At 71.7% G+C, this 23,819-nt stretch carries 26 protein-coding genes; 21 read left to right on the top strand and 5 right to left on the bottom strand.

The genetic code is table 11. The annotated features are described in order from the left end of the window. Nucleotides 1-26: 26 nt before the first annotated feature. From I5071_RS36485 to I5071_RS36470, 4 genes are all read left to right on the top strand, one after another. The gene (locus I5071_RS36485; RefSeq protein ID WP_236517977.1) at nucleotides 27-1,247 is read left to right on the top strand and encodes an NAD(P)/FAD-dependent oxidoreductase; all 1,221 of its coding nucleotides are present in this window, start codon (nucleotides 27-29) and stop codon (nucleotides 1,245-1,247) included. A gap of 82 nt (nucleotides 1,248-1,329) precedes the next feature. Next, nucleotides 1,330-1,590, top strand: coding sequence for a phosphopantetheine-binding protein (locus I5071_RS36480; RefSeq protein ID WP_236517976.1), 261 nt, complete (start codon nucleotides 1,330-1,332; stop codon nucleotides 1,588-1,590). Then, nucleotides 1,587-2,168: a hypothetical protein gene (locus tag I5071_RS36475; RefSeq protein WP_236517975.1), complete on the top strand. Its 582-nt coding sequence runs from the start codon at nucleotides 1,587-1,589 to the stop codon at nucleotides 2,166-2,168. Before I5071_RS36480 ends, I5071_RS36475 begins: the two co-directional genes overlap by 4 nt. A 38-nt stretch (nucleotides 2,169-2,206) precedes the next feature. Next, the gene (locus I5071_RS36470; protein ID WP_236517974.1) at nucleotides 2,207-2,632 is read left to right on the top strand and encodes a hypothetical protein; all 426 of its coding nucleotides are present in this window, start codon (nucleotides 2,207-2,209) and stop codon (nucleotides 2,630-2,632) included. Between the two features lie 63 nt (nucleotides 2,633-2,695). Here the strand turns inward: I5071_RS36470 and I5071_RS36465 are convergent, their stop codons facing one another. Then, nucleotides 2,696-4,057 (bottom strand): class I adenylate-forming enzyme family protein, encoded by a 1,362-nt coding sequence (locus I5071_RS36465; RefSeq protein ID WP_236517973.1) that lies wholly within the window; start codon nucleotides 4,055-4,057, stop codon nucleotides 2,696-2,698. 93 nt (nucleotides 4,058-4,150) lie between these two features. Between I5071_RS36465 and I5071_RS36460 the strand changes: the two genes are divergently transcribed. From I5071_RS36460 to I5071_RS36390, 15 genes are all read left to right on the top strand, one after another. Further along, a complete protein-coding gene (locus tag I5071_RS36460) occupies nucleotides 4,151-4,798 on the top strand; it encodes a DUF1266 domain-containing protein (protein WP_236517972.1) in 648 nt (215 codons plus the stop codon). Between the two features lie 11 nt (nucleotides 4,799-4,809). Then, entirely contained in the window at nucleotides 4,810-5,229 is a 420-nt protein-coding gene (locus tag I5071_RS36455; RefSeq protein ID WP_236517971.1) for a hypothetical protein, read from the top strand. 41 nt (nucleotides 5,230-5,270) lie between these two features. Beyond that, complete coding sequence (gene lepB, locus I5071_RS36450; RefSeq protein ID WP_236517970.1) at nucleotides 5,271-5,960, top strand: signal peptidase I; 690 nt, start codon at nucleotides 5,271-5,273, stop codon at nucleotides 5,958-5,960. After that, nucleotides 5,957-6,460, top strand: a complete 504-nt coding sequence (locus I5071_RS36445; protein WP_236517969.1) for an RDD family protein — start codon at nucleotides 5,957-5,959, stop codon at nucleotides 6,458-6,460. The genes lepB and I5071_RS36445 overlap by 4 nt, the downstream gene beginning before the upstream one ends. 165 nt (nucleotides 6,461-6,625) lie before the next feature. Then, nucleotides 6,626-7,642, top strand: a complete 1,017-nt coding sequence (locus I5071_RS36440; RefSeq protein WP_236517968.1) for a two-component system sensor histidine kinase NtrB — start codon at nucleotides 6,626-6,628, stop codon at nucleotides 7,640-7,642. Next, complete coding sequence (locus I5071_RS36435) at nucleotides 7,630-8,022, top strand: roadblock/LC7 domain-containing protein (protein ID WP_236517967.1); 393 nt, start codon at nucleotides 7,630-7,632, stop codon at nucleotides 8,020-8,022. Before I5071_RS36440 ends, I5071_RS36435 begins: the two co-directional genes overlap by 13 nt. 10 nt (nucleotides 8,023-8,032) lie before the next feature. Next, nucleotides 8,033-8,797 (top strand): MBL fold metallo-hydrolase, encoded by a 765-nt coding sequence (locus tag I5071_RS36430; RefSeq protein WP_236517966.1) that lies wholly within the window; start codon nucleotides 8,033-8,035, stop codon nucleotides 8,795-8,797. Continuing rightward, nucleotides 8,794-9,705 carry a response regulator gene (locus I5071_RS36425; protein WP_236517965.1) on the top strand — a complete coding sequence of 304 codons (912 nt, stop codon included), beginning with the start codon at nucleotides 8,794-8,796 and terminating at the stop codon, nucleotides 9,703-9,705. Before I5071_RS36430 ends, I5071_RS36425 begins: the two co-directional genes overlap by 4 nt. Beyond that, complete coding sequence (locus I5071_RS36420; RefSeq protein WP_236517964.1) at nucleotides 9,702-10,514, top strand: ParA family protein; 813 nt, start codon at nucleotides 9,702-9,704, stop codon at nucleotides 10,512-10,514. Before I5071_RS36425 ends, I5071_RS36420 begins: the two co-directional genes overlap by 4 nt. Beyond that, entirely contained in the window at nucleotides 10,477-10,995 is a 519-nt protein-coding gene (locus I5071_RS36415; protein ID WP_236517963.1) for a hypothetical protein, read from the top strand. Before I5071_RS36420 ends, I5071_RS36415 begins: the two co-directional genes overlap by 38 nt. A 51-nt stretch (nucleotides 10,996-11,046) precedes the next feature. Further along, a complete protein-coding gene (locus I5071_RS36410) occupies nucleotides 11,047-13,107 on the top strand; it encodes a GMC family oxidoreductase (protein ID WP_236517962.1) in 2,061 nt (686 codons plus the stop codon). Between the two features lie 120 nt (nucleotides 13,108-13,227). Beyond that, complete coding sequence (locus tag I5071_RS36405; protein WP_236517961.1) at nucleotides 13,228-14,100, top strand: DMT family transporter; 873 nt, start codon at nucleotides 13,228-13,230, stop codon at nucleotides 14,098-14,100. Between the two features lie 114 nt (nucleotides 14,101-14,214). After that, nucleotides 14,215-15,855, top strand: a complete 1,641-nt coding sequence (locus tag I5071_RS36400) for a hypothetical protein (RefSeq protein WP_236517960.1) — start codon at nucleotides 14,215-14,217, stop codon at nucleotides 15,853-15,855. Continuing rightward, a complete protein-coding gene (locus I5071_RS36395; RefSeq protein ID WP_236517959.1) occupies nucleotides 15,852-17,204 on the top strand; it encodes a hypothetical protein in 1,353 nt (450 codons plus the stop codon). Before I5071_RS36400 ends, I5071_RS36395 begins: the two co-directional genes overlap by 4 nt. A gap of 83 nt (nucleotides 17,205-17,287) precedes the next feature. Further along, complete coding sequence (locus tag I5071_RS36390) at nucleotides 17,288-18,520, top strand: metallophosphoesterase (protein ID WP_236517958.1); 1,233 nt, start codon at nucleotides 17,288-17,290, stop codon at nucleotides 18,518-18,520. Here the strand turns inward: I5071_RS36390 and I5071_RS36385 are convergent. Genes I5071_RS36385 through I5071_RS36375 form a run of 3 tightly spaced genes read right to left on the bottom strand, consistent with a single transcriptional unit; the run spans nucleotide 18,507 to nucleotide 20,771 of the window. Continuing rightward, complete coding sequence (locus I5071_RS36385; RefSeq protein ID WP_236517957.1) at nucleotides 18,507-19,232, bottom strand: hypothetical protein; 726 nt, start codon at nucleotides 19,230-19,232, stop codon at nucleotides 18,507-18,509. The two genes, I5071_RS36390 and I5071_RS36385, sit on opposite strands and share 14 nt — an antisense overlap. Nucleotides 19,233-19,241: 9 nt before the next feature. Beyond that, nucleotides 19,242-19,607 (bottom strand): hypothetical protein, encoded by a 366-nt coding sequence (locus tag I5071_RS36380; RefSeq protein ID WP_236517956.1) that lies wholly within the window; start codon nucleotides 19,605-19,607, stop codon nucleotides 19,242-19,244. 15 nt (nucleotides 19,608-19,622) lie between these two features. After that, nucleotides 19,623-20,771 (bottom strand): hypothetical protein, encoded by a 1,149-nt coding sequence (locus I5071_RS36375; protein WP_236517955.1) that lies wholly within the window; start codon nucleotides 20,769-20,771, stop codon nucleotides 19,623-19,625. A 153-nt stretch (nucleotides 20,772-20,924) separates the two neighbouring features. Here I5071_RS36375 and I5071_RS36370 point away from each other — a divergent pair, with 153 nt between their 5' ends. Beyond that, complete coding sequence (locus I5071_RS36370; protein WP_236517954.1) at nucleotides 20,925-21,641, top strand: response regulator; 717 nt, start codon at nucleotides 20,925-20,927, stop codon at nucleotides 21,639-21,641. A 28-nt stretch (nucleotides 21,642-21,669) separates the two neighbouring features. After that, nucleotides 21,670-22,500 (top strand): hypothetical protein, encoded by an 831-nt coding sequence (locus tag I5071_RS36365; protein WP_236517953.1) that lies wholly within the window; start codon nucleotides 21,670-21,672, stop codon nucleotides 22,498-22,500. Between the two features lie 3 nt (nucleotides 22,501-22,503). Here the strand turns inward: I5071_RS36365 and I5071_RS36360 are convergent, their stop codons facing one another. After that, nucleotides 22,504-23,730, bottom strand: coding sequence for an alpha/beta hydrolase family esterase (locus I5071_RS36360; protein WP_236517952.1), 1,227 nt, complete (start codon nucleotides 23,728-23,730; stop codon nucleotides 22,504-22,506). Between the last annotated feature and the right edge of the window lie 89 nt (nucleotides 23,731-23,819).

The following is a 23,819-nucleotide window of genomic DNA, read 5'->3' as shown; positions in this document are numbered from 1 at the left end:
CTTCGTCCGCGCACTCAGGCAATTCGATGCAGCACGACGTCATCGTGATCGGCGGGGGTCCCTCGGGGTCGACCACCGCGAACCTCCTCGCCCAGGCGGGCTTCCGGGTGCTGGTGCTCGAGCGCGAGGTGTTCCCGCGCTTCCACATCGGCGAGAGCCTCCTGCCCTGCGACCTCGAGGTGTTCCGCCGCCTCGGCGTCGATCCCGATCAGCACGGGTTCCTCTACAAGGCGGGCGCCGAGTTCCTCGACGAGCGCATCGGCGGGCACACCGAGTACCTCTTCGCCGACGCGCTGCCCGGCACCGCGGATCACGCGTACCAGGTCGAGCGCGCGAAGTTCGATCACGTGCTGCTGCAGCGCGCCGAAGCAGTCGGCGCCGAGGTGCACCAGGGCGAGCGCGCGCTCGAGATCGCGATGGAGAGCGATCGGGTGCGCGTGAAGACCGAGCGCGCGAGCTACGAGGCGCGTTATCTCGTCGACGCGACGGGCCAGGACGCGGTGCTCGGACGCCGCGCGAAGACGACGAAGCAGCTCGTCGACTTCGGGCTCGCCGCGACGTTCTCGCACTTCGAAGAGCTCGATCCCGAGATCGATCGCGAGCTCTGCGAGACCGCGCGCGGGAACATCAAGGTGCTCTTCGTCGACGACGGATGGTGCTGGGCGATCCCGCTCGGCGGTCGTCGCATCTCGATCGGGCTCGTCTCGCGCCGCAAGGGCATCCAGAGCGCGTGGCTCGACGAGACGATCGCGCGCTCGCCGTTCCTCTCGCGCGTGACCAAGGGCGCGACGCGCCCGCGCCGTCCCGGGATGATCGCGAGCTTCTCGTTCCACAACGAGAAGCAGCACGGCGCGCGATGGTCGTGCACCGGCGATGCAGCGTGCTTCCTCGACCCGGTGTTCTCGAGCGGCGTGTCGCTCGGGATGGTCGGCGCGTCACACCTGGTCGACGCGCTGATCCCCGCGCTGCGCGAAGAGCGCGAGGCCGATCCTGCGCTGATGGACGCGCACGCGAAGCACGTGGGGCACGCCTACGACGTGTTCGCGACGCTGATCAACAGCTTCTATCACACGGGTCTGCTGCACGGGCTCTTCTTCGCGCCCGAGCAGGACCCGATGCTGCGCAAGGGGCTCACGAGCGTGCTCGCGGGCGACGTGTGGCGCGACGACAATCCGTTCCAGCAGAAGCTGATGAGCAGCAAGCGTCGCGTGATCTCGTTGCCGCCCACGGTGAACGGAACCACCTGAGCGGAGCACTCCAGCTGCACGAGTTGCAACGGCGCCGCGATGGGGCCACTGTTGCGCGCTTTTCACGTCGGGGACGCGTCAGATGAGCGAACTGGAACAGCAGATCAAGGAGCTGATCGTCGAAGCCCTGATGCTCGACGACGTGCGTCCCGAGGACATCGACAGCGACGCGCCGCTCTTCGTGACGGGCCTCGGCCTGGACTCGATCGATGCGCTCGAGCTCGCGATGGCGATCGACAAGAAGTTCGGGGTGCGCATCCGCGCCGACGACGAGCAGAACAAGCACATCTTCGCGAGCGTGAAGAACCTCGCGGGCTACGTGCAGCAGCACAAGTCGAAGTGAAGCGCGCGCTGCGCGTCGTCGGGGTCGTGCTCAACGCGATCCTGGTGATCGCGTACCCGCTCGCGGTGTTCTACGGGCTCACGCACTTCGGCGCGCGCGCGGTCTCGATCATGGTGCTCGGGCTGATGGTGCCCGGGCTCGCGTGGCGGTTCCGCAAGGCGGATCGCGCGACGTTCTGGTCGGTGGTGCGGGTGCCGATCGCGATGCTGCTGCTGATCTTCGGCGGCATCGCGACCGACGATCGGCGCTTCCTGCTCGCGCTGCCGGTGATGATCAACGCGGTGCTGCTCGTGGAGTTCGGCAGCACGCTGCGCGCCGGCGCGACCCCGATGATCGAGCGCTTCGCGCGCCTGCAGGAGCCCGAGCTCGACGAGCCCAAGCAGCGCCACTGTCGCCAGTGGACGTGGGCGTGGTGCACGTTCTTCCTGCTGAACGGAAGCACCGCGGCGATCCTCGCGCTGCTCGCGCCGGTGTGGTGGTGGACCGTGTACACCGGCGGCATCGCCTACGCGCTGATGGGCCTGATGTTCGCGGCCGAGTACGTGAATCGTCGCGTTCGGTTCGGGCGTGGCCGTTGACGCGTACGTTCGACGGGCCCTAGGCTGGGGACGGGCCCATGCAGATCCAGAAGCGGCAGGTCGGGACCTCGATCGAAGAGTGGTCCACCGAGCGCGGCGGGCTGCGCGCCGAGCGCCTCGGGAGGCAGCTGCTCGTGTTCCGCGCGCGAGGTCACCTCGCGGCCGATCTGGTCGAGCTCTTCGAGCGACAGGTCACGGCGATGTTCGACGACGGCGCTCCGCACGTCTTCTTCGATGGCACCGAGATGTCGGGCTACGACTCGGAGTTCCGCCTGCGGATCGCGAAGTACCTCGTGTCGGTGCGGGACCGCGCGCAATCGCTCAACGTCTACACGCCGCACCGGATGGTCGCGATGGGCGCAGCGGTGGTCAACGTCGCGGTCGGCGGCGTGTTGAGCGTGTTCGACGAGCGCGCGTCGTTCGAGCGCGCGCTCGAGCAGGCGCGCAGCGGCGCGCGCCGCTGAGCCAGTGTCCGAGATCGGCTCGCCCGCTCCGCCGGCGAGCACTCCAGCTGGACTGAGCCGGCGTCAGTCGAACAGCGCGCGCAGGGCGTCGCGACGCAGCTTGCCGGTGCCGGGATCGCGGGGGAGCGCCTCGACGATGCGGATGCGCCGCGGGATCACGACCGGATCGAGCCACGGCAGCAGCGCGGCGCGGATCGTCTGCGCGGTGTGATCCTGGGCGACGATCGCGGCCCAGCTCTCCCACCCGCGCGCGCCGCCGACCTCGACCGCGAGCGCCGCCGCGTCCTGCACGCCGGGGATCGCGAGCAGGCGCGCTTCGAGCTCCGCGATCGACACGCGCGTGCTGCCGACCTTGAGCACTCCGTCGACGCGGCCGAGGTGGTGGAAGCGCCCTTCGTCGAGCACCGCGACCCGATCGCCGCCGACGTAGGGACGCGACACGCCGGGATCGAGGAACGGCGAGTCGATCAACATCCGACCGCCCTCGCCTTCGCGCACCTTCACGCCCTCGAGCGGCGTCCACGGCGTGCCCGCGCGATCGCGCCACGCGATGCCGCCGGTCTCGCTCGAGCCGAGCACTTCCGTGACGCTCCATCCGAAGCGCTCGCGCAGATCCTCGGAGGTGTCGGCAGGCAGCGGCGCGCCGGAGCTGAACACCCGCGAGACGCCCTGGATGCGGCCCTGCTCGAGCACCCGCAGCGCGCGCAGGTGCGCGGGCACGCTGACCAGCACGCGCGTGTGATCGCGCGCGATCAGCTCGGCGAGCGGCTCGGCGTGCAGCACCGTCTCGCGCGCGAACGACGCGCCCGACACCAGCGGCACCAGCACCCCGAACAGCAGCCCGTAGATGTGATGCGGCGGCACCGTCGCGAGCACGCGATCGCCGCGGCCGATCGCGAAGGTGCGCGCGAGCGTGCGCGCCTCGCCGACGAGCTGGCCCGCGGTCTTCGGGCAGGCGGTGGGCGCGCCGGTGGTGCCCGACGTGTAGACGACGACGATGCGTCGATCGCTCGCGAGCGGCGCGGGCGGCGCGTAGGGCTCGACCTCGTCGGAAGGCGCGGGGCGCGACGCCACGATCGCGCGCACGTCGAGGCCGGCCATGTCGTCGACGTCGTGCAGCACGGTCTGCACGGTGCCGCTCTTGCGCAGCGCGGTGACCATCGCAGGCTGGGCGTTCGGCGGCAGCGCGACGACGTAGCCGCGCTCCCACGCGGCGAGCATCGACGCTGCGAACAGATAGCGGTCGTGGCAGACGAGCACGAGCTCGCTGCGCCCACCGCGATCACCGCGCCCGAGCTCGGGCAGGCGCGCCGCGATCGCGCGCACGTCGCCCCAGAAGCGCGCGGCGCTGCGGGGCTCGGGACCGGTCGTGACGGGGTCGTGCGCCTGATGGCGTCCGAGCAGCGCCGGGAGCGAGTGGGTCACGGGACGCGCGAACCATAGCAGGGACGCGCGATTCGCCACGTGCTCCCACGCACGGCGCAACGTCGGCGCGGACGAACCGACACCGCGCCCTGCATGGACGCCAGGATCTTCGTCGAGGTCGCAGTCGCGCTCGTCGTCTCGAGCATCGCGGGCGCGATCGCGTTCTTCTCTCGGCTCACGTATGCGGGCACCGGTCGCTGGCTCGTCGCGCGCCTCGACGTGCTGAGGCCGATCGGCGAGCTCGCGACGATCTCGAACGACGGCTCGGCGCTGCCGCGCGCGCTCGATGCGTGGGCGCGCTGCGCGATCGTGCCGATCATGGGCGACGACGAGTGGATCGCGTCGCCGCCGGGCGAAGCCGCGGTGATGCTCGCGCGGTGGTGGCGCATCGCGAACGGCAACGACGCGTTCGCGCGCGTGCAGGGCCTGCTCGCGACGCCGTGCAGCGCGTGGGATCGAGTGCGCGCGATCCACGTGGCGATCGCGGCGAACCGCGCGGGGTACGTGACGCGCGACTACACCCGCAGCGCGGTGCTGCACGCGTGCCGTGAGCTCCAGGCGAGGTACCCGTCGTTCGATGCGATCGCGTGGGAGTACCTCGCATCACGACGACGCTGGGCGCAGCTGCCCGAGGACGGCTCGGCCGACGACGCGCAGCAGCAGCGCAGCGTCGCTCGTGTCGCCGCGTTCCAGCAGCGGGGCTGGGACGCGGTGCCCTTCCACTTGTTCTTGTGCGCGTGAGGAGGTCGATCGTGATTCGAGCTCTCGTCATCGCGGCGATCGCCGCGAGTCTCTTCGTCGCTTCGAGCGCGATGGCGCAGCACAGCGGCGGCAGCTTCGGTGGCGGCCACTGGCACGGCGGTGGTGGCGGATACCACGGCGGCGGCGGCTATCACGGTGGCGGATACCACGGCGGCAGCGGCCATCGCGGCGGCGGCTACCACGGCGGCGGTGGCGGCGGCTCGAGCGGGGGCTCGCTCTACGGGATCGTCACGATCATCGGCGTGATCGGGTTCGGTCTCGTCGGGATCGTCGCAGGAGGCATCGTCGAGCGTCGCTGCCGTGAGTCCGCGCCGCGAGCGCGCTGTCGCTTCCGGACGTGCGCGCACTGCGGGGTGGTGATCGACGCATCGCTCGAGCAGTGCCCGCGCTGTGGCCAGCGCTCGTCGTGAGAGCGTGCACGCTCGACGTGGATCGATCATCGTCGGCCGCGATGGGCATCACGACACGGCCGGCGTTGCCGGTGCGTTGGGCACTGATCTGCGTGGTCTTTCCGGTGTACGCGATCGTCAGCGCCGGATGGGCGCTCGGCGTTCGCGTGCTGGGCCTCGAGGCGTTCGACGTGCAGGGCCCGTCGATGGAGCCGACGCTGCTCGACGGGGATCGTTTCGTCGCCGACAAGAGCGCGTACGGGCTGGCGCTGCCGATGCACGACGAAGCGGTGAGCACGTGGGGCGCGCCGGAGGTCGGTGACGTCGTGGTGCTGCGCTCGCCCGACGGCTTCGACCTCATCAAGCGCGTCGTCGCGATCGGCGGCGATCGCATCGCGATCGATCACGACGTCGTGGTGCGGAACGGCGAGCGCATCGAGCTTCGCGCGGTGGGCACGTGGGACGGCGGCCTCGGCGAGGAAGGCCAGCGATTCGAGGAGCGCGTCGGCGATCGCGCGTGGGAGATCGTGCGCTCGCCGCTCTCGATGCCGGAGTCGATGCCCGAGGCCGTGGTGCCCGAGGGCCACGTGTTCGTGCTCGGCGATCATCGCGACCGCAGCAACGACAGTCGCAATCCGGTCATCGGCATGGTGCCGGTGTCGCGGCTGCGCGGGCGTGTGTCGCACGTGTACTGGTCGGTGGGCGAGTCGGGCCGCGCACGCTGGGCGCGCGTGGGGGAGGCGGTGCGATGAGCGCGACGACGAACGAGCGCGACCTCGCCTCGCCGCTGGCCGATCCCGCGCTGCGACTGGTCGCGCGGTGGATCGACGTCGCGTTGCCGCTCGCACCGGCGCTGGTGTTCGTGCCGCTCGGCGCGGCGCTCGATGCGGGCGCGCTGGTGCGCGGCGGGCTGCTCGCGACCGTGGTCGCGACGATCGCGCTCTTCGCGCTGAACCTGATGTTGCTGCACCGCTACGGGCAGTCGCTGGGCAAGCGCGTGCTCGGGCTGCGCATCGTGCGCAGCGACGGAAGTCCGGCGACGCTGGGCACGATCCTCGGCCGGCGCATCGTGCTCGCGGGAGTGCTGGCGGGAGTGCCGTTCCTCGGCGCGATCTTCACGATCGCCGACGTGCTCTGCGTGTTCACGGAGTCGCGGCAGACGCTGCACGATCGGATCGCGGACACGATCGTGATCGACGTGCGGCGCGGTGCGACGAGCAGCACGTCGGACGTCGCGCGCGTGTTCGAGTGAAGCGCCGCGCACGCGTTGCGCGGCGCTGCGCTGCGTTTGCGCGTGACCTGCGGCGCGTCGTGAGATCGCCCGTGATCGTGGATGGCGCGATGCGTGCTCTGCGCGGCCGGCGTGGACTCGAGCACATCGGCGCGACTCTGCGGAGCACACGAGATCTGCTGCCGCGTGATCGACGCGCTCCCGACCGCGGTGCTGATGGTGCGCGCCGACGGAACGATCGCGCTCGCGAACCCACGTGCTGCCGAGCTCCTCGAGCGGCCACGCGAGGTGCTCGAGGGTGCGCACGTGGGCGACGTGCTGGTGCCGCGCGCCGATCTCGACGAAGCGCGCGGTCGCAGCCGCTCGACCGCGCGCATCGCGCTGCCCTCGGGGCGCGAGATCGACGTCGGGCTCGCGGTGAGCGACCTCGAGGTGGATCACCCGGGGTGCCTGGTCTGCGCGTTCCAGGACATCACGCCGACGCTGCGCCTGCAGGAAGAGCGCGATCGGTTGATGAAGCTCGCGACCGTCGGCGAGGTGTTGCCGTCGATCCTGCACGAGCTGCGCAATCCGCTCTCCGCGGTGACGACCGCGCTCGAGCTGCTCGTCGAAGATCACGCGGGCGGCGCGCTCGGTGCGGAGCTCCACGGGATCCTCGGTGAGATCCGGCGCGCGCTGCTCTGCCTCGATGGGATCGGCGTCGTCGGGCGCGACGTGCGATCGAGCTCGCTCGGCGCGATCGATCACGCGGTGCGCGAGTGCTGCGTGGTGCTCGACGCGCGCGCGGCGCGGAGCGGGATCGTGCTCGAGGTCGACATCGCCTCGATGCCGCTGCTGCGCATCGATCGCGGCGTGGTGCGCGCGGTCGTGTTCAACCTGCTGATGAACGCGCTCCACGCGTGCCGCGAGGGCGATCGGGTGCGCGTGATCGCGCGGCTCGAGCGCGACGAGCTCGTCATCGGCGTGCGCGACCAAGGACCGGGGATGAGCCCCGAGGTCCTCGCGCGGTGCACCGAGATCTTCTTCACGACGAAGCGCAGCGGGAGCGGCCTCGGGCTGCCGCTGTGCGTGCAGCTCGCACGGAGCGCGGGCGGATCGCTGCACGTCGAGAGCGCGCTGGGACGCGGCACGCACGTGACGTGGCGCGTCCCGGTCGGGCTCGACGCCGAGGACGGAGGTGAGGTCGAACGATGGTCGAAGTGACGACGGCTCCGCGCGCATCGCGGACCGAGATGCTCAACCGCGTCCTGCGGACGCTGCAGGCCGAGAGCCCCGACGTCGAGGCCGCGGCGCTGATCTCGGAGGACGGTCTGCTGATCGCGAGCGCGATGCCGCAGCACGTCGAGGAAGTGCGGGTCGGAGGCATGAGCGCGACGCTGCTCGCGCTCGGCGTGCGCGCCGGCAACGAGCTCGGGATCGGTCGCCCCGAGCAGGTGCTCATCCGCGGCGAGCACGGCTACGCGGTGCTGCAGACCGCGAGCTCGGGGACCGTGCTGCTCGTGCTCGCGACGGCGAACGCGAAGCTCGGCCTGGTGTTCCTCGACATGGCTCGCGCGGTCCGCGAGATCAACAAGCTGATCTGAGGCGCGCGAGATGCCGAGCGAGACGCTGTTCGAGCGCGACGGTCATCGCAACGTGTTGCTCGAGGACTTCGGCGGCGGTGCCGCGGTGCAGTCCAACCAGCACGTCATCATCGACGGGGACGAGGGCATGATCCTCGATCCCGGCGGGCACAAGATCTACGGGAAGGTGCTCGCGGAGACGCACGTGCAGCTGCGCGGCGCGCAGCTGCGGCACCTGTTCCTCTCGCATCAGGATCCCGACATCGTCGCGGCGGCGAACGGGTGGCTCATGACCACCGACGCCGAGGCGTGGATCTCGAAGCTGTGGGTGCGCTTCGTGCCGCATTTCGGGCTCGATCGGCTGGTGGTCGAGCGGCTTCGCCCGATCCCCGACGAGGGCATGATCCTGCCGCTCGGTGCGAGCGAGTTGTGGATCCTTCCCGCGCACTTCCTGCACTCGTGCGGGAACTTCCACGTCTACGATCCGATCTCGAAGATCCTCTACACCGGCGATCTCGGCGCGTCGCTCGATCGCGACTACCGCGTGGTGCGCGACTTCGACGCGCACGTGCCGGCGATGGAGGGCTTCCATCGCCGCTACATGGCGTCGAACGCGGCGCTGCGCGCGTGGCTGCGCATGGCGCGCGAGCTCGACGTGGAGATCGTCGCGCCCCAGCACGGCGCGTCGTTCGTCGGCAAGGAGATGGTCGCGCGCTTCTTCGAGTGGCTCGAGACGCTCGAGGTCGGCATCGACGTGATGGGCGCGCAGGGCTATCGCATCCCGAGGCGCACGTGAGCGCGCGCGTCCTCATCGTCGAGGACGAGGACACGCTCCGCCACGCGATGGTGCGCGGGCTCGCGAAGCTGCCCGGCGTGCATGCGCTCGGCGCGTCGTCGGTGCAGGAGGCGCTCGCGATCGTCGATGCGGGCGCGCCCGATCTCGTGGTGAGCGATCTCGATCTTCCCGATCGTCCGGGGCTCGAGCTGATCGGCGAGCTCGGTCGGCGCGGCGTGCGCTGTCCGATCACGTTCGTGTCGGCGTACGTGCGCGCGTTCTCCGCGCAGATCCCGCGGCACTCGGGGGTGCGGGTGCTCGAGAAGCCGGTGCCGCTCGAGCAGCTGCGCGAGCTGGTGTCGTCGGAGCTCGAGCGATCTGGAGGCGCGCCCGCGCCGTTCGGGGTCGCGGAGTACCTCCAGATCGCGTGCCTCGGTGGGCACTCGGTGCGGATCACGGTGCGCGGCCACGGCGGCGCGGCGGTGGGTGACGTGGTGGTGCACCGGGGCGTGCTGTGGTCGGCGCGCGACGGCGCGGACGTCGGGATCGACGCGTTCCGGCGGCTCGCGTTCGTGCACGGCGCGAGCATCGAGTGCCACGCGACCTCGGGCGAGCCGGGGCCGCGCGCGATCGAGACGTCGTGGGAAGCGGCGCTGCTCGATGCGGCACGCGCGCTCGACGAGGACGGACGTGATGCGCCGATCGCGATCGACGACGAGCTGACGATCGCGATCGACGAGCCCGCGGTCGATGCGTTCGACGAGGCGCGCGATCGCGGCGCGATGGCGCTGCTGCGGCGCGATCACGCCGCGGCGTACGAGGCGTTCCTCGAGGCGGATCGCCTGCAGCCGGGCGATCGGATGGTCGCGGCGAACCTCGCGCGGCTGCGCGAGATGGGTGTCGGTGGGAGCGAAGGAGGTCCGGCATGAGCGAACGGATCGTGGTGACGAGCCCGAAGGGCGGCGTGGGCAAGACCACCGTCGCGCTGCATCTCGGGCTCGCGCTGGCGGAGCGGGGGATGCGCACGCTGATCGTCGATCTCGATCCGCAGGGCGGCATCGGGCTCTCACTCGCGAAGCGCGATGGAGAGTGGCGCGGGCTCGTCGACGTGCTCGCGGGCGAGGCGCAGTGCGCGGAGGTGGTGGTGCGCACGAACGAGCCGCGCCTCGCGATCCTGCCGCGCGGTCGGCTCGATCCGATCGAGGTGCCGTCGTTCGAGGACGCAGTGCGCACCCGCGGCGCGCTCGATGCGCTGCTGCGGCCGATCGAGGACGCGTTCGATCGGGTGATCCTCGACACGCCGTCGGGGCTCGGTGGGATCACGCGCGCCGCGCTCGGCGCGGCGGACTGGGCGCTCGTGGTGTTCAAGGCCGAGCCGCTCGCGATGCGATCGATCCAGCAGGTGCTGCGGGTGATCGAGCACGTGCGCGAGGGCGAGCGACCGGAGCTCTCGTTGCTCGGGATCGTGCCGACGATGGTCGAGCTCTCGAAGGAGCACTCGCAGAGCTCGATGGTCGCGCTGTGGACCGAGCTCGAGGGCGTGCTCGACGCGGCGATCCCGCGCTCGGACGCGCTCGCACGAGCGAGCCAGCTCGGCGTGCCGGTCTCGTACCTCGGCGGGCGGCTGCCCCCCGAGGCGCGGCGCTTCGCGCAGCTCGCCGACGAGATCGAAGGGGTGATCCATGCATCGAGGAGGGGCGATGGGATCGAGACACGAGAGCAACGAGCGCTGGTCTGACGATCTCGAGGCGGCGGGTCGTGCGTCGGCACGGCTGGTCTCGGCGCGCGATCGCGCGAGCGCGGAGCGCACGAGCGAGGCCGCGTGGGCGAAGCTCGCGCGACCGCGGCGCGAGGTGCCGGAGCCGGAGATCGATCTCGGCGCGGGCGATCGCGGATGGAACGCGTGGCTCGCGTGGGCGTGCGAGGTCGCGCCGGCGGAAGCCGCGTTCGTCGTCGATCGTCACGGCCTGCCGGTCGCGTCGTTCGGCGAGGCCAGCGACGTCGTCGCGACGCGCCTCGTGATGGCGCTCGAGCAAGCGGCACAGCTCGACGAAGGCGAGGGCGTGACCGTGTGCATCGACCTGCGCGAGCGCGCGTGGACGGCGCGTCGCGCCGGCGAGATCGTGGTGTGCCTCGTGTCGCGCGAGCCGTTCGAGCGGAGCGCGCTGTCGCGCGTGCTCGATCCGATCGCGCGCGCCGTGGCGCGCCTGTCGGAGTGATTCGGGACGAGGGTGTCGCTCGCCCGGTGCGTTCGGGCATCCTCTGTCTCGATGCGCCCATCGCACTTCTCGATTCCGCCCGAGCCGCCGACGATGCCTGCTGCGCCGGGGCCCAGCGTGGTCCGGCTCGATCGCTCGGAGCTGCGCACGTTCGAGGCGATCGCGGATGCGTTCTTCCCCTCGCTCGCCTCCGAGCTCCCCGGGGATCGGCTCTCGCCGCGCGACCTCGGGCTCGCGGCGCGGCTGCCCGGGCTCCTCGCGGAGCTGCCCTACGACTCCGATCGTCTCGCCATCAAAGCGCTCTTGCGGCTCTTCGGATCGCGCACCGGCGGTTATGCGCTCTACGGGCGCGCGCGTGCGTTCGATTCGCTCTCTTCGCTCGAGGGAGAAGCGGTGTTGCTCGCGATGGGACGCTCGCCGCGGCTCTTCGTGCGACAGGCGTTCAAGACGATGCGTCAGCTCGTGTTCGCGCTGATCACGAGCTCCGAGCCAGGCCATTCGCGCGCTCCGATCTGGGATGCGATGCAGTATCCGGGACCGCTCTCGCCGCCGCCCGACGTGCCGCGGCGTCTCTCGCCGATCTCCGTCGAGCGGCCCGCGACCTGGACCTGCGACGTCGTGATCGTCGGCTCGGGCGCCGGGGGCGGCGTCGCCGCGGGCGTGCTCGCGAAAGCGGGGCTCGACGTCGTGGTGCTCGAGAAGGGTCCCTACGTCGCCGAGCGCGACATGAGCCACGATCCGCGCGAGGCCGATCGCGCGATGTACGCGACGGTGCTCACCAGCGATCTCGGCACTGCGCTCATCAGTGGTCGTTGTCTCGGTGGCGGCACCGTCGTGAATTACTCGACCTCGCTCGCGACTCCGGCCGCGGTGCGCGCCGAGTGGGATCGCGTCGCCGGATTTCGTGACGTCTTCGAAGGTGCGGAGCTCCAGCGCTCGATCGAGGCAGTCAGCGAGCGAATCGGAGTGACCACCTCGGAGTCGCGTCCCTGGGCGCGTGATCGACTCCTCGACGAGGCCTGTGCGCGCCTCGGATGGAGCTGCGAGCCGATGCCGCGCGACGTGCGCGGCTGCGCGCAGGACGAGCGCTGCGGGTTCTGCAACTTCGGCTGTCGGAGCGGCGCCAAACAATCGACGATGCGCACCTGGCTCGAGGACGCGTCGGACGCCGGCGCGCGCCTCGTCACCTGCGCGGAGGCCGAGCGCATCGTGATGGAGAACGGACGTGCGGTCGGCGTGCGCGCGAAGGTGACCCGTCGCGACGGAACGCGAGTGCCGCTCACGGTGTTCGGTCGCGCGGTCGTCGTCGCGTGCGGCGCGCTCTACACGCCGGTGTTGCTCCAGAAGAGCCGCATCCACGGCGAGGCGATCGGCCGCTATCTGCGCGTGCATCCGGTCACCGGCGCGTGGGGTCGATTCGACGAGCGCACCGACCCGTGGGGCGGCGTGATGCAGGCGCGCATCGCGACGCAATTCGCGAACCTCGACGGGCGCGGATACGGATTCCGACTGGAGTCGGGCGCGCTGCATCCATTCGAGTTCTCGCTGCTGCAGGGATGGGCCGGCGGGTCCGACGTGAAGGCGCTGCTGCGCAGCTATCGACACTGGGCGGCGTTCGCAGTGCTGCTGCGCGACGAGGGCTGGGGCACGGTGCGCGCGCGCGCGCTCGGCCCACCGGTGTGGGAGTACACGCCGAGCACGAACGATCTCGTGAACGTGCGCGAGGGTGTGCGACGCGCGACCGAGGCGCTCGTCGCGGCGGGCGCGCGCGAGGTGCGCAGCGTGCAGCAGGTGCCGGTGTCGTGGCGCCCCGCGAGCGGCGAGCCGATCACGTCGTTCCTCTCGCGCGTCGACGAGGTCGGATACGGGCCCTGCCAGACGACCTACGGCAGCTACCATCAGATGGGAACCGCGCGCATGGGCGCCGATCGACATCTCTCGGCGTGTGGCGACGAGAACGAGGTGCACGGCACGCCCGGGCTCTTCGTGATGGACGCGTCGTGCTTCCCCAACGCGTCGGGGGTGAACCCGATGCTCACGATCGAGGCGATCGCCCACCGCGGCGCGCGCGCCCTGGCGACGCGCTTCGCGAGCGCGCACCTCACCGACTGAGAGGGAGTCGAAACATCGGCTCGCCGACTCAGGGCCCTCCCGTCCACGTGCTCGCACGCTCCGGTGCGGGCCCTGCGCCGGCGAGCACTCCAGCTGGAGCTGATTCGTGAACGATCGTTCATGAACGAGCGCGGCGTCGTCTTCGATCTCGCGATCGGCGCGTTCGCCATCGCGTGGGCCGCGATCTTCCTGCGGCTCGCGGGCGAGGTCGATCCGCTCGTGAGCTCGGCGCTGCGGCTCGCGATCGCGGCGCTCTTGCTCGCGCCGTGGGCGGTGCGCGCGGCGCGCGCGGGGACGCTCGACGCGCCGGTGCGCCGCAGCGCGACCATCGCGGGGCTGCTCTACGCGATCCACTTCGGCACCTGGGTCGCGTCGCTCGCGCTCACCTCGGTCGCGGCGTCGGTCACGCTCGTCACCGCGACGCCGCTCCTGCTCGCGATCATCGGCGTGCTGCGAGGGCGCGATCGACCGACCCGCGGACACGCATGGGCGATCGCGATCACGACCCTCGGCGTGGCGATGATCGGCGGCGCCGACGCGTCGCTCTCGCGCGAGGCGTTGATCGGCGACGTCCTCGCGCTGATCGGCGCGCTCACGATGGCGCTCTATCTGCTCGTCGCGCGCGAGCTCGGAGAGCGCCTCGAGCCGCTCGCGTTCTCGAGCCTCGCCGCGGGTGTGGGCGCGCTGGCGCTCGGGCTCGTGTGCGCGGCGAGGATGGCGCTCGGGGCCGACGTCCTCGCGCACCTCGACGACGCGGCGCTGGGATGGATCGCGTTGTCCGCGCTGGTGCCGCAAGCGGTCGGCCACACGCTGCTCACGCGCGCGCTGCGTCGCGCCACGCCCACGATGGTGGGGCTCGCCACCTGCGCCGAGCCCGTGCTCTCGACGCTGCTCGCGATCCCGATCCTCGCCGAGACCCCGACTCCGCTGGTCGTCGCGGGGTGCGCGGTGACGATCGCGGGCGTGCTGGTCGGGATGCGACGCGTGGCGTGACGCCGCGCATCGCTGCGATCTCGCCTCAGGGCGACGCGCTCCGTCTCTCGCAGAAGACGCGAGAAATTCGCAACTTCGACCCGTGGTGGCGCGACCCGTGCTCAGGCCCGGAGCATGGGTACGGGGTCGTTCACGCGCGTCGCCGTCGCGCTCGTCGCGGCGAGTGCGCTCGGATGTGCGAGCGGTCCACGGTCGTTCTCGACGACGACGCCGATCGTCTGGCGCGACGACGATCGACATCCATTCGGTCCACGACCCGACGCGCGCCACGCGCCGGAGATCTGGGATGCCGCCGACAACCTGCTGGTGCGCCCCGCGGCGCGCGCGCTCGCGTTCGACACGAGCGGCGAGTCGGTGAACGTGAACGCGCTCGACGAGGTGCCCGACTCGAGCTTCTTCGAGAACCGCGCCAGCATGCGCCCCGAGGCGATCGCGGCCGGCGCGTGCGGCGAGGGCTTCGAGGAGCCGGTGCTGCCGTGGCGCGTGGTGTCGGGCAAACGCGACGGCGCGACGAGCGGCTTCGTGATCGAAGACGCGCGCGGGCGACGCTTCGTGCTCAAGGCCGATCGCGAGACCCAGCCCGAGCAGACGACCGCCGCCGACGCGATCGTGGCCGCGCTCTATCACGCGGCCGGCTACCACGTGCCGTGCAATCGCGTCGTGTACTTCGAGCGCGCGGCGATCTCGCTCGATCCGCGGGCCCGCCTCGATGGCGACGATCGCGCGATGACCGAGGAGGATCTCGCGGAGATCGTCGCGGTGTTCCAGGAGGGCGAGCACGGGCTGCGCGCGACCGCGAGCCTGGTGTTCGACTCGCCTCCGCTCGGTCCGTGGGACTACCGCGGAACCTGGGACGTCGATCTCAACGACGTCGTGCCCCACGAGGATCGCCGCGAGCTGCGCGCCATGTTCGTGATGAACGCGTGGCTCGATCACTGGGACGCGCGCCAGCACAACACGCTCGCGACGTGGGAAGAGACCGGCGACGGGCGCGGCTGGGTGCTGCATCGGCTCGTCGATTTCGGCGACGCGCTCGGGTACCTCCAGGGCAGCCATCGACAGCAGGTGCGCTACGGGCACTCGCAGTGGGTCGATCGACAGCACGTCGTCGAAGATCTCTTCACGCTCGGGCTCGTGCGCCGGCCCTGGGACGACGCGCAGCGCGGACCGACGTGGCCGATCCTCGGGTACTACGACGTCGAGCGCTTCGATCCCGAGCAGTGGCGGCCCAACTACTGGAACGGCGCGTTCGAGCGGCGCACCGAGCGCGACTGCGCGTGGATGGCGCGCATCGTGTCGCGCTTCGGCGAGGCGCACCTGCGCGCGGCGATCGCGCTGGGACGGTTCTCCGATCCCCGCGTCGAGGAGCGCTTGCTCGAGGTGATGCTCGGACGTCGCGAGCGCGTGCTCGAGCGCTGGCTCACGCGCCTCTCTCCGCTCGCATCGCCGGTGGTTCGCGATCGTGCGCTGTGTCTCGACGATCTCGCGGTGTCGTCGGGGCTGCGCACCGTTCGTTCGCGGGCACATGCGGCCGCGTGGATCGACGAAGAAGGTCGGGTGATCGGCGCGCTCCCGGTGCAGCGCGACGGCGCGCGGGTGTGCGTCGCGATGCCGGACGCGGCGCGCGGCTACGCGATCGTGCGGGTGCGCTCGGCGACGATCGATCGCGAGCAGACGGAGCCGATCGACGTGCACCTCGCACAGCGCGGCGATGCGTGGCGGGTGGTGGGTCTCGAGCGCGAGGGGACGCGATGATCGTGCGCGCGCTGCTCGTCACGATGCTGCTCGCGATCGCGTCCTCCGCGCAGGCGCAGCCACACGACGCGCCGATCACCGAGCCACGCGCACGCCCCGACTACGACGGTCGCGCCGAGCCGGGCCCCGACGCCGGCGAAGTGCTGCTCTGGGTCCCGCGCGTCGTGTTCTCGCCGGTCACGCTGGTGCTCGACTACGGCATCCGCCGTCCTCTCGGGCTCCTCCTCGAGACCGCGGAGCGCGAGCGCTGGCCCACGCTGCTGCTCGACGTGCTCACGTGGAACGAGCGTCGCTCCGGCATCGTGCCGACGTTCTTCGTCGCATATGGGCTCCAGCCCTCGGCCGGTCTCTCGTTCTTCTCGAACGACGACGTCGCGCCCGGCCACTCGATCGGTGCGTCGTTCGACTTCGGCGGCGTCGACTATCTGCAGGGCAGCGCGTCGTACGCGATCGCGACGAGCTCGGGGTTTCGCGTCGAGCTGCGCGGCGAGGGCGGACGCCGGCCCGATCGTGTGTTCTCCGGCATCGGATGGGACGCGCGCGCGATCCAGTACCGCTTCCGCGAGACGTCCTACGAGGCGCAGCTCGGCCTGCGCGCCGATCGATTCTGGCGCGAGAGCCGCATCGACGTGATCACCGGCGTCGACGGGCACTGGCTCGATCCGCGCGGATATGCGGCGCTCTCCAGCAACTCGCCGTCGGTCGCGGAGGGCATCGCGCAGGGCGAGATCCAGGCGCCACCCGGGCTCGATCGGCCGTACTCGGTATCGCGATCACGCGCGTCGTTCGCGATCGACACCCGCGAGCCCGAGCCCGCACCGGGCCACGGCGTGCGCGTCGAAGCGCACGGTGAGCTGGTGTTCGATCTCGACGATCCGATGGAGCGACGATGGGCCCGCTACGGCGGGGGCGTCGGCACGTTCGTCGACCTCGGCGCGCATCGCGTGCTCGGGCTCTGGGGCATCGCGCGCTTCGCCGACCCGATCGGCGACGAGGAGATCCCGTTCACCGATCTGATCGCGCTCGGCGAAGAAGCGCTGCTGATGCAGGGATTCCTGCGCGGTCAGCTGCGCGGTCGCAGCGCGGTCGCGACGACGCTCGAGTATCTCTATCCGATCTGGACGCGCCTCGACGGACGCCTGCACGTGTCGGTGGGCAACGCGTTCGGCGCGCACCTCGAGGACTTCGCGCTCGAGCGACTGCGCCTCTCGTTCGGCTTCGGCATCGCGACCGCGGGCGAGCCCGACGGCGCGCTCGAGGTCGCAGTCGCCGCGGGCACCGCTCCCTTCGTGAGCGGCGCGGCGATCGACTCGGTGCAGATCGTGTTCGGGAGTCGACAGGGGTTCTGATCGTGTGGCGCGCTGCCACGCGCACGGTGCGACGAACATCCCCACTTTACGTCCGTCGAGCGAGCACGACGTTCTCGCGTCGCATGACTCGCATTCCGGTTGGTTCCTTCTTCATTGCGCTGCTCGTGCTCGTGGGCTGCGCCAACGACATGAACGGCATCCTCGCGTCACCGACGACCGGGGATCTGCTCGATCCGCCGGCGCAGCGCGTCGACGTGTTCGCCGAGATCCGCGCGCAGTGCGGCGAGTGGGTCGAGCCGGGAGGCGACGTGAAGCGCTGGCCCTACGTGCAGTCGGTCACGCACGAGTCGGCGCGCGTCGTGTGGACGACCAGCGCGGAGAACGCCGAGCGGCTCGAGCTGTGGCAGCAGGAGGGCGACGAGCCGAGCGTCGCCGAGCCCGCGCTCGACGACACGCGTTATCTGCGCGACGCGCGACAGCTGAGCGTGCCGCTGCTCGGCCTCGAGCCCGATCGCATCTACTGCTATCGCCTCCGCACCCGCGACGGCGACGTGGTGTACGGCCCGACCGGGTTCCGCACCGCGCCGCGCCGCGGTGAGGGCACGGCGCGCATCGTGGTGTTCGGCGACTCGGGGGGCGCGAACGCCGATCAGGTCGCGGTCGGCGAGCAGCTCGGCACCGTCGCGATGGACGCGGTGCTCCACACCGGCGATCTCGCCTACGAGGACGGCACGCTGGGCCAGCTCGAGGCGAAGCACTTCGCGATGTACGGGCAGCTCATGGCCTCGGTCCCGTTCTTCCCGTCGATCGGCGATCACGATCACGCGACGGGCTCGGCCGGGCCCTACCTCGAGGCGTTCGCGCTGCCCGATCGCGCGAGCGGCAGCGAGCGCTGGTACTCGTTCGACTGGGGACCGGCGCACGTGGTGGTGCTCGACTCGAACGTCGATCTCGACCCGCAGCGCACGTTCCTGCGGCGCGATCTCGCCGAGAACGCGCACGCGCCGTGGACGATCGTCGTGATCTCGACGCCGCTCTACTCCAGCGGCTTCCACGGCGGTGATCGCAGCCTGCGCGACGCGTTCCAGCGGCTCTTCATCGACGGCGGCGTCGACCTCGTGGTGAGCGGCGACGATCACGACTACGAGCGCACGAGCCCGATCGAGGGCGTCACCTACGTCGTGACCGGCGGCGGCGGGCGCAGCGTGCGCAGCGTGGGCAAGTCGTGGTTCACCGCGTTCTCGACGACCGCGTTCCACTTCGTGTCGATCGTCGCGGATCGGGAGCGCCTGCGCCTGCACGCGATCGACGGCACCGGCCGCGAGTTCGACGGAGTCGAGCTCACGAGGCGCTGAAGTCGTCGTCCTCGAGCGCGCGCAGCACGCGATCCACCGCGCCGCCGAGGCGCGCCTCGAGCTCGCCGGCGGTGCGCTCGGGATCGGAGCCCTCGTCGATCGGCACCGCGTCCGCTTCGAGCGAAGGACGCGCGGCGTCACGCGCGATCTCGAGCGCCGCGAAGAACGTCTCTCGCACGCCCTCCCCGCGCACCGCGATCGCGTCGATCACCCGGCGCGCGGGGATGTCGAGCTCCGTGGCGAGCGCCGCGCCCGAGAGCGCGCCCGCGACGTCCTGCTTGTTCGCCTGGAGCACGAGCGGCACGTCCTCGAGCAGGCCGCTCGCGCGGAACGCGCGCAGCGCCTCGAGCGACACGCGGTTGCGGCGTCGCGCGCCCGGTGTCGCGTCGAGCACGAGCACCGCGACGTCGGCCGCGGCGAGCAGCGCCACGCGCTGCGACGCGAGCGAGAGCTGGCCCGGCACGCTGAACACCTCGCATCGCGCGAGGTGCTCGCCGCGCGCCGAGTCGACGCGACCCACGTCGACCTCGAGCAGGTCGTAGCGCAGCGTCGAGCCGCCCGGCGTCTCCGCCGGTGTTCGCACCATCGATCGGCGCGAGACCGGCAGCAGCGACGCGAGCGAGCGGACGTTCGTCGTCTTGCCGGCGCGCGACGGGCCGTCGTAGACGACCCGCAGCACCAGCTGCCCCGTCTCGCGATCGAAGCGCGCCACGGCGATCGCTCAGCGGCGGTCGATCTGGAGCGCCTTCTCGATCGACTCGAGCTCGCGGCGCGCGAGGCCGAGGTTCGAACGGCTGCGATCGAGCACGACGTAGAAGAACAGGCTCGTCCCGACCATGCGGATCAGGTGGTACTGGCCCGAGAGCGAGATGAGGATGTCTTCGATCTGCTGCTGCACGCCGAGCTTGTCGCGGATCTTCTTCTTGGCGCGCACGACCTCGGTGTTGCCCGCGGCGGCGAGCTCGAGATCGAAGCCCGGTGCGCCCGCGGTGCCGAGGGTCATGCCCGATTGGAAGTCGACGAGCGCGGCGCCGGTGGCGCCGTCGATCTGAAGGATCTGCGCGAGCGAGGTCTTGATGTCGGCCATGTCTCTCCTTGGGGCTCACGCTCCGTGCGTGGCGGAAGGGGTCGATGCGAGCGCGGCGGCGAGCTCGTGCCGCGCGAGGGCGAGGTTCACCGCGGGGTCGTCGTAAGCGACGTACACCACGAAGCGATCGGAGCCCGGGAGCGCGCGCGCGACGTGGGCGCGCTCGCCGCGGAGCATCACGTCGGAGCGCGCCGCGCCGTCGAGCGTGATCAGGCGCGCGAGGCCCCACGCGATCGCGGTGTCGAGGTCGTCGCCGTCGTCGAGCACCGCGACGCCGGTCGCGCAGTCGAGGATCGCGACCGAGCACGCACCGTTGCCGCGGAGCGCCGCGACGAGGCCGATCCACGCCTCGCGCCCGACCGTCTCGACCGTGCCCGACGCGCGCGTGGCGAGGGGCGGAGGCTGGGTCGGCCGCGCGACCTCGCCGCGATCGAACGAGAGCTGCGCGTGATAGGCGAGCGCGCCCGGCGCGAAGAGCGCGACCGCGCCGTCGGCGTCGAGCGTGGGGGCGAGCCGCGCTTCGACGAAGCGACGCACGCCCTCGCGCACCTCCGCTGCGTCGAGACGCCCGCGATCGACGAGCACGTCCGCGAAGTGCCGCCGCGTCTCGCGCGCCGTGCGCGTCAGCTCGGCAGCCTCGCGACGATCGAGCGCGGGGAAGACGTCGGAGAGCCCGGTCGACTCGCCGGCGCGGTGCACCCAGACGATGCGCCCTTCGTGCACGTGGATGCGCGTGGTCTCGTCTCCGAGCCGCACGACCACCTCACCGCCGCGCGGATGCGCCAGCGCCTCCGCGAGCGCCGCGCGCGGCGTCGAGCCCCGCGGGCGATCCACGTGGCGCAGCGCGAACGCGATGCGCGCGCGCGCCTCCTCCGCCGTGAACGGCTGCAGCAGCACGTCGTCGGCGCCCTGGGCGAGCGCATCCGAGAGCGCGCTGCTCGCGGCGACCGCGAGCACCCACCCGCGCCCGCCGCGCGACGGCGTGGAGCGCCCGTCGAACGGCGCGACCACGATCTCCGCGTCGCCCGAGACCACGAGCTCGACGTCGGCGCGCTCCGAGAGGACCCTCTCGAGCCGCTTCCGCGACTGCGCGTCGAGGTCGATCACACACACGCGCACACGCGCGTGTGCAACTTCGATCGGGACCGTCGCGTGGCTCGCCATGTCCGCGCCGATTGCCTCGACGGGGCGAGGCGGACTACAAGGTCGCAAGACTCTTCTTGCACAGTCGTACGGCGGCAGCTCTGCGAACGGGAGTCGGAAAAGCCGGCGATCCGCGTCGGGAGCGGCCCTCACGGCGTAGGGGATGCCCCGACGTTGCTGCGCGGCCGCCCGCACCCCAGGTTCGGTGATCTGCGCGGCACGTCCGCGCGTATGGTCGCTGTAGTGGGATCATCCCCCGACGAAACACGCCCTCACCGGCTGCTCCTGGTCGACGATCATCCGATCATCCGGGCCGCGCTGCGGGCGCAGCTGAGCGTTCCCGGCGAGTTCGTCGTGGTGGGTGAGGCGTCCAACGCGCGCGCCGCGCTCAAGCTCGCGGAGGCGCACGGCGTCGACGTCGTGCTGATCGATCTCGAGCTCGATCGCGAGTGGGGCATGGACCTGCTCCTCGTGCTGAAGAGTCGGTTCCCCGAGCTGCGCGTGCTGGTGTTCACCGCGCACGACGACCCGATGCTCGCGCAGCGCGCGATCGATCTCGGCGCGCTGGGGTACGTCGCGAAGACCGACGACGTCGCGCTCGTCGACGCGCTGCGCGCGGTCGCGCGCGGCGAGGTCTACCTCGGGCCCTCGATCGCGGCGCACCTGGTGCGGCGCTGGCGAACCCGCTCGGGGCAGCTCCTCAGCGATCGCGAGGTCGAGATCTTCCGCCTGATCGGGCGCGGCCACGAGACGAAGGACATCGCGTCGGTGCTCGGCGTCAGCGTGAAGACGGTCGAGACGCACCGCGCGCGCATCCGCAACAAGCTCGGCATCCGCGGCGTCGGCGAGCTCATCGTGCGCGCGGCGCTCTTCGCGCGCGGCCAGGAGTGATCGCGCGAGGGCTGATAAGCTCCGCGCCGTGCGCTCCACCCTCGTCTCGCTCGCGCTGCTCCTCGCGCTCCCGTCCACCGCGCTCGCGCAGGCCACGGCCAGCGTCTCGGTCGCCGATCTCACCGTCGACGATCAACGGCCGCCCGATCGGTATCGCGATCTGCTCGCGACCGGCCTGCGGCCGACGCTGATGCCGGTGCTCGAGTGTTATCGCGAGCGCCTCGCGCGGACGCCGGCGCTGCAGGGCACGCTGCGGCTGCGGCTCTGGGTCTCGGCGCGTCAGGTGATCCGCGCGACCGAAGAGGCGTCGACGCTCGGCGACGACACGTTCGACGAGTGCGCGCGCGCCCGAGTGCGCGAGTTCCGTCTGCCCGACGCCGCGCCGGAGGGCGGCGCGATGGTGCGTTTCACCCTGTATTTCCGGCGCACCGGGCTCACCGGAGGGCCGCTCGCGATCCCCGGCGACGTGTTCGCGACGTTCGAGAGCACCGTGCCCGCGCCGAGCGCCGCGCCGCCGACCACGCCGACGCCCCCGGTCACCACGACGACCCCGACGACGCCGCCTCCCGCGAGCTCGCGCGCGACGGTGCGCGTCGACACCGCGCGCGGCGCGCTCACCACCGATCAGATCGCGGGCGCGATCCCCGCGACCACGTTCGACGCGTGCACCGCGGCGAGCGGTGAGCTCCCGATCAACCTGTTCATCGCGCGCGACGGGCGCCCCAGCGCGACCCGCACCCGCGGCACGCTGCGCGACGGCACGACGATCCAGTGCGTGATGCGCGCGGTGCGCGCGCTGCGGTTCCCCACCGCACGTCGCAGCACCCGCGCGACGATCACCGTGACGCTCACGCAGTAGTCGTCAGGGGCACGATCCGATCGCGAAGTACCCCGCCGGCTGCTCGCGCAGCGTCGTCGACTGGTAGACGTTCCAGAACCCCATCTGCTCTCCGGAGCCCACGGCGCAGACGTAGCTCCCGTAGGCTCCGCAGCGCGTCGCACGACCCGCGCGCTCGTGCGCGTAGTTCGACGACGTGTGCTCCGTGCACGCGCTCGTGCCGGCGTCGATCGCGCTCGCGTCGGGCTGCGATCCCGCATCGCTCGCGACGACGCCCGCGTCGAGCTCCATCGCCGGCTCGATCAGCCCGAAGAACCGCGCCTGCTCGCGCGCCGCGCAGAGCGCGCTCGTCGCGGTGTACGAGCCCGTCGCGCCGCACCCGCTCGCAGGATCGATCGCCACCGCGTGGCCCATCCCCGGCACGATCACCTGCTCGACCGCGACCCGGCCCGCCGCGACGTGCCGCGTGCGCTGGAGCGCGCCGATCGTCTCGCTGCTCTCGGGCGTGGTGTCCATCCCGTGGATCGCGGTCCACTGCTCCACGAGCTCGGTCGCGTTCATCGGCCGCACCGTGTAGTCCGACGTGCCTTGCCAGATCGCGAGGCGCGGCCACGGCCCGCTCCATCCCGACGGCGCGGCCGCGCGCACCCGCGCCGCCCACTCCGAGGGCGAACGATCGACGCCGCCGTTCTGACAGGTGAACGCCTCGCTCACGCCGCTCGCGCAGCCGTAGGGAAGACCGGCGTTCGCCGCGCCCGCCGCGAACACGTCGGGGTACGTCGCGAGCAGCGCCGGCGCGAGACCACCACCCGCCGAGAAGCCCGAGACGAACACCCGCGCGGCGTCGGCGCCGCGGGTCGCGACCACGTGACGGACCATCGAGACCACCGATGCGACCTCGCCCGCGTCGCGCCGCACCTGCGTCGGCTCGAACCAGCGGAAGCACGTCGCGCCGTTGTTCGACGAGGTCTGCTGCGGATAGACGACGTGGAACCCGTACGCGTCGGCGAGCGTGCTCCATCCGGTGCGCTCCGCGTCCGCCGCCGCCTGCAGGCACCCGTGCAGCACCACGACGATCGGCGCGCCGGCGCGCGCGCTCGACGGCGCGTAGAGCATCATGCGCAGCCCGCCTGGGTTCGCGCCGAAGCTGCTCACCTCGCTCAGCGCACCGGCGCTGGTCGCCACGTCCTCGCTGGCCTCGCACCCCACGAGCCACGCGCTCACGCAGAGCGCTGCGACGAGCTTCTCCATGTCCCATCCCCCTTGTTGCGCCGCACCACCACCGTGCGGCTCGCGTGCTCTACACCAGACGTTCGACGTCAATACCGCGATGTTGCGAC

Source organism: Sandaracinus amylolyticus, from assembly GCF_021631985.1.
GTDB classification, from domain to species: domain Bacteria; phylum Myxococcota_A; class Polyangia; order Polyangiales; family Sandaracinaceae; genus Sandaracinus; species Sandaracinus amylolyticus_A.
Note: the sequence above shows the minus strand (reverse complement) of the source record. Positions and strands in the feature narration are given on the sequence as shown.

Coding starts and splice junctions, on each gene's coding strand:
- I5071_RS36395 (WP_236517959.1), top strand. CDS start 15,852: ATGATCGTGCGCGCGCTGCTCGTCACGATGCTGCTCGCGATCGCGTCC.
- I5071_RS36460 (WP_236517972.1), top strand. CDS start 4,151: ATGGACGCCAGGATCTTCGTCGAGGTCGCAGTCGCGCTCGTCGTCTCG.
- I5071_RS36410 (WP_236517962.1), top strand. CDS start 11,047: ATGCGCCCATCGCACTTCTCGATTCCGCCCGAGCCGCCGACGATGCCT.
- I5071_RS36405 (WP_236517961.1), top strand. CDS start 13,228: ATGAACGAGCGCGGCGTCGTCTTCGATCTCGCGATCGGCGCGTTCGCC.
- I5071_RS36390 (WP_236517958.1), top strand. CDS start 17,288: ATGACTCGCATTCCGGTTGGTTCCTTCTTCATTGCGCTGCTCGTGCTC.
- I5071_RS36375 (WP_236517955.1), bottom strand. CDS start 20,771: ATGGCGAGCCACGCGACGGTCCCGATCGAAGTTGCACACGCGCGTGTG.
- I5071_RS36445 (WP_236517969.1), top strand. CDS start 5,957: ATGAGCGCGACGACGAACGAGCGCGACCTCGCCTCGCCGCTGGCCGAT.
- I5071_RS36435 (WP_236517967.1), top strand. CDS start 7,630: ATGGTCGAAGTGACGACGGCTCCGCGCGCATCGCGGACCGAGATGCTC.
- I5071_RS36485 (WP_236517977.1), top strand. CDS start 27: ATGCAGCACGACGTCATCGTGATCGGCGGGGGTCCCTCGGGGTCGACC.
- I5071_RS36480 (WP_236517976.1), top strand. CDS start 1,330: ATGAGCGAACTGGAACAGCAGATCAAGGAGCTGATCGTCGAAGCCCTG.
- I5071_RS36415 (WP_236517963.1), top strand. CDS start 10,477: ATGGGATCGAGACACGAGAGCAACGAGCGCTGGTCTGACGATCTCGAG.
- I5071_RS36400 (WP_236517960.1), top strand. CDS start 14,215: ATGGGTACGGGGTCGTTCACGCGCGTCGCCGTCGCGCTCGTCGCGGCG.
- I5071_RS36360 (WP_236517952.1), bottom strand. CDS start 23,730: ATGGAGAAGCTCGTCGCAGCGCTCTGCGTGAGCGCGTGGCTCGTGGGG.
- I5071_RS36430 (WP_236517966.1), top strand. CDS start 8,033: ATGCCGAGCGAGACGCTGTTCGAGCGCGACGGTCATCGCAACGTGTTG.
- I5071_RS36380 (WP_236517956.1), bottom strand. CDS start 19,607: ATGGCCGACATCAAGACCTCGCTCGCGCAGATCCTTCAGATCGACGGC.
- I5071_RS36420 (WP_236517964.1), top strand. CDS start 9,702: ATGAGCGAACGGATCGTGGTGACGAGCCCGAAGGGCGGCGTGGGCAAG.
- I5071_RS36470 (WP_236517974.1), top strand. CDS start 2,207: ATGCAGATCCAGAAGCGGCAGGTCGGGACCTCGATCGAAGAGTGGTCC.
- lepB (WP_236517970.1), top strand. CDS start 5,271: ATGGGCATCACGACACGGCCGGCGTTGCCGGTGCGTTGGGCACTGATC.